Source organism: Streptomyces sp. NRRL B-3229, from assembly GCF_000719505.1.
Taxonomy (GTDB): domain Bacteria; phylum Actinomycetota; class Actinomycetes; order Streptomycetales; family Streptomycetaceae; genus Streptomyces; species Streptomyces griseorubiginosus.
The window spans coordinates 283,488-289,487 of the sequence record NZ_JOGP01000009.1; the positions used below are offsets into that span (position 1 = coordinate 283,488).

Annotated in this window: 8 protein-coding genes and 2 pseudogenes; 6 read left to right on the top strand and 4 right to left on the bottom strand. The window is 69.6% G+C overall.

The features are described from left to right. Positions 1–148: 148 nt before the first annotated feature. Positions 149–418, bottom strand: a complete 270-nt coding sequence (locus IF54_RS43410) for a hypothetical protein (protein ID WP_051735463.1) — start codon at positions 416–418, stop codon at positions 149–151. Continuing rightward, complete coding sequence (locus IF54_RS0117675) at positions 363–773, bottom strand: winged helix-turn-helix transcriptional regulator (protein WP_030319621.1); 411 nt, start codon at positions 771–773, stop codon at positions 363–365. The genes IF54_RS43410 and IF54_RS0117675 overlap by 56 nt, the downstream gene beginning before the upstream one ends. A gap of 118 nt (positions 774–891) precedes the next feature. Between IF54_RS0117675 and IF54_RS0117680 the strand changes: the two genes are divergently transcribed. Genes IF54_RS0117680 through IF54_RS0117690 form a run of 3 tightly spaced genes read left to right on the top strand, consistent with a single transcriptional unit; the run spans position 892 to position 3,008 of the window. Continuing rightward, the gene (locus IF54_RS0117680; RefSeq protein WP_030319623.1) at positions 892–1,605 is read left to right on the top strand and encodes a DsbA family oxidoreductase; all 714 of its coding nucleotides are present in this window, start codon (positions 892–894) and stop codon (positions 1,603–1,605) included. Between the two features lie 56 nt (positions 1,606–1,661). Continuing rightward, complete coding sequence (locus tag IF54_RS0117685) at positions 1,662–2,306, top strand: FMN-dependent NADH-azoreductase (RefSeq protein WP_030319624.1); 645 nt, start codon at positions 1,662–1,664, stop codon at positions 2,304–2,306. Positions 2,307–2,342: 36 nt separating this feature from the next. Further along, entirely contained in the window at positions 2,343–3,008 is a 666-nt protein-coding gene (locus IF54_RS0117690) for an NAD(P)-dependent oxidoreductase (protein ID WP_030319625.1), read from the top strand. A 225-nt stretch (positions 3,009–3,233) separates the two neighbouring features. Here the strand turns inward: IF54_RS0117690 and IF54_RS44190 are convergent. Further along, positions 3,234–3,332: pseudogene (locus IF54_RS44190) on the bottom strand (aldo/keto reductase); the annotation flags it as partial. Between the two features lie 223 nt (positions 3,333–3,555). Between IF54_RS44190 and IF54_RS0117700 the strand changes: the two are divergent. Beyond that, positions 3,556–4,527 carry a nuclear transport factor 2 family protein gene (locus IF54_RS0117700; protein WP_030319629.1) on the top strand — a complete coding sequence of 324 codons (972 nt, stop codon included), beginning with the start codon at positions 3,556–3,558 and terminating at the stop codon, positions 4,525–4,527. A 386-nt stretch (positions 4,528–4,913) separates the two neighbouring features. On the opposite strand, the gene IF54_RS0117705 is transcribed toward IF54_RS0117700, so the two are convergent. Continuing rightward, positions 4,914–5,351 carry a MarR family winged helix-turn-helix transcriptional regulator gene (locus tag IF54_RS0117705; RefSeq protein WP_030319631.1) on the bottom strand — a complete coding sequence of 146 codons (438 nt, stop codon included), beginning with the start codon at positions 5,349–5,351 and terminating at the stop codon, positions 4,914–4,916. 125 nt (positions 5,352–5,476) lie between these two features. Between IF54_RS0117705 and IF54_RS0117710 the strand changes: the two genes are divergently transcribed. Then, positions 5,477–5,872, top strand: a complete 396-nt coding sequence (locus IF54_RS0117710) for a hypothetical protein (protein WP_030319634.1) — start codon at positions 5,477–5,479, stop codon at positions 5,870–5,872. Next, positions 5,869–6,000: pseudogene (locus IF54_RS44060) on the top strand (MBL fold metallo-hydrolase); the annotation flags it as partial. The gene IF54_RS0117710 and the pseudogene IF54_RS44060, both read left to right, overlap by 4 nt.

Genomic DNA, 6,000 nt, shown 5'->3' on the forward strand with positions numbered 1-6,000 from the left:
AGCACCGGCGGCCCTCGACGAGGATGGCGCCCTGGCAAGGCAGCCGGGTTTGTATCCCCGTTCCTGGAGCCGGTCGAGGAGCTTCAGACCGTTGTAAGCGGCGCGCCGGCCGGGCTTGTCGAGGGCGACGACGGGCAGGACGGTACTTCTACTTGAGCGAGGTCTTCTTCTTGCCCGGAGGCGGCTTGGCTTTGCCCTTCCTGGCGGGCGGCGGCGGCCGGCGCATGGCGTCGGGCACCAGCGCGTCCGGATCGCGGTGGTCGCCCTCGCGTACGTACCAGTCGGCGTCCGGATCGGTCGCGAACTCGGGCCCGTTGGTGCGACGGCCGCGGGAGAACGTACGGACGGGGCTGATCCTGCGGTCAGGACCGGGCTGCTGGTGCCGCGGCGCGGGCCCGGTGTTCGCGGATCTCGTCATGGTGGTCGGCGGCCCAGCCGATCAGGGATGTCACGATCTCGTGGAGGCCGCGCCCCAGCGGGGTGAGGGAGTACTCGACACGCGGCGGAACCTCCGCGTATGCGGTGCGGGTGATCAGACCGTCCTCCCGGAGCTGGCGGAGCGTGAGGGTGAGCATCCGCTGGGAGATTCCGGGGACCTGGCGCTGTAGGTCGGTGTAGCGCAGCGGGCCGGCCTCCACCACCGCGATGAGCAGCAGGCTCCACTTGTCGCCGACGCGGTCGAGGACCTGCCGGATGAACTCCATGTGCTCGGCGGGGATGGCGGCACAGGGCCCCACCGCCGCCGCGCCGCCCGAACTGCCGGTGACCTCCATGACGCACATTCCTCTCCGGCACGAACACCGATGTGCCTTTTGTATCGACTTCCATACTGGCCCATCATGGCGCTACGAACAAAACGTAGGAATCAAGCGCAGGCACGGGAGTCGCGTCATGAAGATCGAGATCTGGGCCGAGGTCACGTGTCCCTGGTGCGGACTGGGCAGCCACCGTCTGGACCGGGCCGTGGAGCGGTTCGAGCACGGCAATGAGGTCGAGGTTGTCCACCACTCGTTCCCGCTGGGCAGTTCCTTCCCCGTGGGGGAGACGTTCAGCGTCCGTGACGCGCTGCTGCGACGGCACGGCATCGGCGGCTCCCAGGCCGAGGCGTCCGCCCGCCGGATCGAGGCGCTGGCCGAGGCCGAGGGACTCCGCCCCTACAAGGTGCTGGACAACCTGGTCGGCAACACCGACCTGGCGCACGAGTTCCTCGCCCACGCCTCCGCCGAGGGCAAGAACCGCGAAGCCTGGGACGCGATCTTCCGCGCCTACTTCGGCCAGGCCCGCCCTGTCTTCAGCATGGACGACCTGCTCGACCTGGGCCAGGAGATCGCTCTGGACCGCGAGGGCACCCGCCGGGCGCTCACCGAGCACCGCTACCAGCGCCAGGTGGTCGCCGGTGCCGCCCGCGCCCAGCGCCTGGGCGCCACCGGCGCGCCCTTCATCGTCGTCGACGGCAGGTACGGCATCCCCGGCGCGCAGGACAGCGACGGCCTTCTCGACGTGCTGCGCACGGCCTGGGACGCATCCCACCCGCTCACCCTCGGCACCGGCGGCGACGCTGCGGTCTGCGGCCCCGACGGCTGCGCCGTACCGGCCAGCAGCTGACCTCCACCGGCCACCCCACGACCCACCCTTGATCGTTTCGAAAGGCTGACTTCCCCATGTCCTACCTGCTGCACATCGACGCCTCCTCGCTCGGCGAGGCATCCGTCTCCCGTCAGGTGGCCCGGTCCTTCCGTGACCAGTGGAAGGGCCCGGTCGTCCACCGTGACCTGGCCGCCTCCCCCGCCCCGCACCTCAGCGCGGCGGGCATCACCGCCCGCACCACCGACCCCGCCGAGCGCACCCCTGAGCAGGCGAAGGCCGCGGCGGTCCAGGACGAGCTGATCGAGGAGTTCCTCGGCGCGGGCGCCTACCTGTTCACCGTGCCGATGTACAACCTCACGATGCCGTCCGTGTTCAAGGCGTGGCTGGACCAGATCATGGTCGCCGGGCGCACCCTGAGCTTCGACGGACCCCCTCCCACCCTCGGCCGCCCCGGCGTGCTGATCTCCGCACGGGGCGGCGGCTACGGCCCCGGCGCCCCGAAGGAGGGCATGGACCACCTGGTGCCGACGCTGGAAACCGTCCTGGGCCACCCGACCAACCTCGGCCTCGACCTGACGACGGTCCTGCCCGAACTGACCATGGCCCCGTACGTGCCGATGATGGCCCCGCTGCTGCCGGTGCACGAGGCGTCCATGACCAAGGCGCACGACGAGGCCCGCCGCCTGGGCTCTGCCCTGACCGGCCGACAGGCCGCCTGATCCAGCCCCGAACTGCCCGAAAGGCTTTGGAACACCATGAGCAACTTCCTTGTCCTCGGCGGCAGCGGACGCGCCGGCGCCCACGTCCTGGAGCACGCGGCCCGGCGCGGCCACCGCGTCCGCGCCCTCGTCCGCAACCCCGACGAAGTGCAGGCACCGGCCGGCGTCGAACTGATCCAGGGCACCCCCGCGAACATCGACGACATCCGCAAGGCCGCCGAAGGCACCCAGGCGGTGATCAGTGCGCTGAACAACTCCCGCGCCTCCGACAACCCGTGGGCCAAGCCGGTCAGCCCGCCGATGTTCATGACCGACGCCACCCGCAAAACGCTCACCGTCATGGGCGAACAGGGCATACGACGCATCGTGCTGACGTCCACGCAGGGCGCCGGCGACGACTGGGCCCGGCTCAACCCGCTGGTCAAGGCGTTCATCAACCTGTCGAACATCAAGGCGGGCTTCGAGGACCACACCGGCGTCGACCAGGTCCTCCGCGCCTTGTCCGGCATCGACTGGACCCTGGCCCGCGCCGTCACCCTCACCGACAAGCCCCTCAGCGGCCCCGTACGGGCCGCCGAGGCCGGCACCGAAAAGCCCGGCGCACGGATCAACCGCGCCGACCTCGCCCAGTTCCTCGTCCAGACGATCGAGGACGACACCTGGATCCGCAAAGCCCCCCTCGTCTGGAACACACGAGGATGACCACCCCATGATCCACGCCCCCCTCAGGCGCAACAGCTTTCGGACCTTGGGCGCGCAGTCCGTCGACGGCGTCGCCGGACTGGAGCGACACGACAACAACTGACGTACCAACCGCACGATGGAGGTCAGTTACGGCAGGGCCCACGCCCACCCGGAGAAGGACGGCGCCTCCACCTAAGGCCAACGGGGTGAAGCCGGCCCTGTTCAGCGCCAACTCCGAGGGCGCCTGCCCTTGTTCTCGCCCCAGCCGTACGCCGCGTCCATGATCGCGTGGCCGTCGCCCTCGTTCGTCTGCGGTCCGAAGTTCATGGTGCCGAGGACCAGTCGGCCGGCCTTGAGTCCCGTGCGTCCGAGCTGTGTACCTCATGACCACCTGGCCCACGGCTCGAGTGCGCTCCAGGCGAGGGTGTCGAGGAGGGTCAGGGAGCGCCAAGGGGCGGCAAAGACGGTTGACATGGGCTCTCTCGCGGTGATTATCTGCCGATGCAGAGTTTGAAGTTTCAAATTACTTCTCGGTTCCGCACGCATGAGACGTTTGGAGCGCACCATGTCCCCTACCGCCCCCACCACCCCCGCCCGCAGAGCCGTCGTCGCCGTCCTCGCCGCCGCCGCGGTCCTGGGCGCGGCCGCCGTACCCGCCGTGGCGGCCCCGCACGGCCCGGCCGCCGGGCACGCGGCGCATGGTCAGGGCGACCGCGACGGCCGTGGCGGCTACGGCGATGCCGCCCGCCTCGGCTACCAGGAGGCCGTCGCCATCGCCGTCACCAAGAGGGTGTTCGAACACGGTGACACCTTGGTCATCGACCGCTACGTACGGCCGGACTACATCCAGCACAACCCGACCGCGGCCGACGGGGCGGCGGGCCTCAAGGCCCTGGCCACCTCGATCCACCAGCAGTTCCCCGACGCCCGGTACAACGTCAAGCGGGTCATCTCCCAGGGCGACCTCGTGCTGCTCCACTCCAACGTGGTGCTGGTCCCGGGCACCAAGGGTGCGGCCGTCATCGACATCTTCCGCTTCCAGGGCGGGAAGCTGGCCGAGCACTGGGACGTCATCCAGAACGTGCCGGACACCACGGCCAGCGGCAACGACATGTTCTCCACGCTGAGTTCACCGCAGGTGTCGCAGCCCCTGGACCACCGGCTCACCCAGGCCAACCAGGCGCTGGTCACCAAGGCCTTCGACGAGCTCATCGTCCACAAGGACCTGACCGCTCTCGACCGCTACTGGGACCCCGGCTACCTCCAGCACAACACGCAGATGCAGAGCGGTGTGCCCGCCGCGAAGGCCGGCCTCGGCGGTTACTTCGCCTCGGCACCGCAGCTGACGGTCACCCCGAAGCGGATCATCGCCGAGGGCGACCTGGTGGCCGTCCACAGCCACTACGTCAACTATCCGGGAGACAGGGGCGCGGCGATCCTGGACCTGTTCCGGGTGCGGAACGGCAAGATCGTCGAGCACTGGGACATCATCCAGAACGTCCCGGAGACCTCGGCCAACGGCAACGGCATGTTCTAGAGGCCGGGGCCCCGCCCGTCAGTCCCGTGCCGGTCCGCCGTCGTGCACGGCGGCGAACACCGCCCGGGCGCGGGCACCGTCGGCCGCCTCCCAGGCGCCGCTGACCTGGCCGCCGTCTCGGCGCGGGTGTCGGGTGCGGTGGAGTCCACGTTCCCAACTGCCCCGCAGGACAGAGGGTGTTCAAGGTGTTCGCGAGGCGTTCGGCCACGGTGCTTCCGTAACGCCGTTCCACGACGCCCGTCGCTGACGGCATGCCCGGACCCGGCAACGATCCGAGCAGTACACAGCCGCCCTCGACCGCTCCGCACCCACCGTCCACGACCTGCCACGTACCGGGCACTCCGTTTGCTCGCCCCACCGCGCCCCACCGCGTCGCGATGACTCGCTCACGCGTTCGCGTCGCGGAGCGTGCGCAGGATGCGCTCGAGGTGGCGGCGGTCCTCGGCTGAGAGGGGTCCGGCGAGGTGGTTGCGCAGGTGGGAGACGTGGGCGGTCAGTGCGTGGTCGAGCGCCTGACCGCCCTTGTCGGTCAGTACGGCGAGTGCGGCTCGTCGGTCGGCGGGATCGGGGTCGCGGCGGATGAGTCCTTCCTTCTCCATACGGTCGGCGAGCCGGGTGAAGCCGCCCGAGCTGAAGGACACGGCCTCTGCCAGGTCCGTCATACGGAGCTGGTGGCCGGGGGTGCGGCCCAGTCGCAGCAGCACTTCGAACCAGGTGTGCGGTATGTCGAGATCGCGGTTCACCAGGGGCTTTATACGGCTGTGGGCCTCCACGAAGAGACCGAAGAGTGTCACGTCGTCGTCGTTCAGCAGTTGCTCGTTCACTCCTCAAGGATGACAGAAGGACGTGAGCGGAAGAATCTGCTATTGCAATATCTGTTGCGGCAGATATATTGTCTGCGTCGGCAGATACTTGGCCGTGTCCACCCCACAGATGTGGAGTCCGCCCCATGGGAAAGCGCGTCCTGGCCGCCTTCGGCGTCGTAGCTCCCATCGGCGGTGCCCTCGCGTCCGGCCTGTCCACGGCGCCCACTTCGGCGGACGCCGCCACCTCCTCCCCCGCCGAGCGGACCGGCTCAAGCGGGGAGGCCCAGTTGCGGGCGCTGTACCGGCAGGCCGTGACCGAAGGCGGCCGGCTCGTCCTTACCGGTGGCGACAGGTCCGGGCAGGACGACTCCCTCAAGAACGCGCTCGAGCAGAGGCCGCGCTGCCCTCGTACCAGCAGGGCACCCAAGGCTGAACCCCTGCTCGACCCGGGCTGCCCGCCCCGGCCCGGTTCACGCCGTACACCTTGCCGCGAGGCGATTTCCCCGACCATCACCCTTCACCCGAGGAAGCACGCATGAGCACTCTCTCCTTCAAGGTCCTCGACCTCGACTTCCCGGCCGGCAGCAAGAACAAGACGGCCACCCTCGTCACCGGTGAGAACGAAGCACTGCTGGTGGACGCCGCCTTCACCCGCGCCGACGGCCAC

Bases quoted from the DNA above. Each gene is read 5' to 3' on its own strand.
- IF54_RS43410 (WP_051735463.1), bottom strand. From the start codon at position 418: ATGACGAGATCCGCGAACACCGGGCCCGCGCCGCGGCACCAGCAGCCC.
- IF54_RS0117680 (WP_030319623.1), top strand. From the start codon at position 892: ATGAAGATCGAGATCTGGGCCGAGGTCACGTGTCCCTGGTGCGGACTG.
- IF54_RS0117690 (WP_030319625.1), top strand. From the start codon at position 2,343: ATGAGCAACTTCCTTGTCCTCGGCGGCAGCGGACGCGCCGGCGCCCAC.
- IF54_RS0117685 (WP_030319624.1), top strand. From the start codon at position 1,662: ATGTCCTACCTGCTGCACATCGACGCCTCCTCGCTCGGCGAGGCATCC.
- IF54_RS0117675 (WP_030319621.1), bottom strand. From the start codon at position 773: ATGGAGGTCACCGGCAGTTCGGGCGGCGCGGCGGCGGTGGGGCCCTGT.
- IF54_RS0117710 (WP_030319634.1), top strand. From the start codon at position 5,477: ATGGGAAAGCGCGTCCTGGCCGCCTTCGGCGTCGTAGCTCCCATCGGC.
- IF54_RS0117700 (WP_030319629.1), top strand. From the start codon at position 3,556: ATGTCCCCTACCGCCCCCACCACCCCCGCCCGCAGAGCCGTCGTCGCC.